At 57.5% G+C, this 266-nt stretch carries 1 protein-coding gene; it reads left to right on the forward strand.

What is annotated here, in order from left to right; genetic code table 11:
• Position 1 precedes the first annotated feature (1 nt).
• The coding region (locus tag SB765_RS30345; RefSeq protein WP_410932584.1) for a trimeric intracellular cation channel family protein at positions 2-266 on the forward strand (265 nt) is incomplete at its 3' end.

A 266-nucleotide genomic window follows, 5' to 3' on the forward strand; every position in this document is an offset into this window, starting at 1 on the left:
TATTGGTATTACTGCTGAAGCCATGACGGGTGCGCTGGCGGCGGGGCGTCGCAAAATGGATCTGTTCGGTGTCATCATTATCGCGTCCGTGACCGCCATTGGTGGCGGTTCGGTGCGCGACATCCTGCTGGGTCACTATCCGCTGGGCTGGGTGAAACATCCCGAATACATCATGATTGTTGCAGCGGCGGCGGTAGTGACCACTTTCCTGGCACCCCTGATGACGCATCTGCGCAAAGTGTTTCTGGTGCTCGATGCGTTAGGAC

This window comes from Pseudomonas sp. SIMBA_067, assembly GCF_046534675.1.
Lineage (GTDB): Bacteria > Pseudomonadota > Gammaproteobacteria > Pseudomonadales > Pseudomonadaceae > Aquipseudomonas > Aquipseudomonas putida.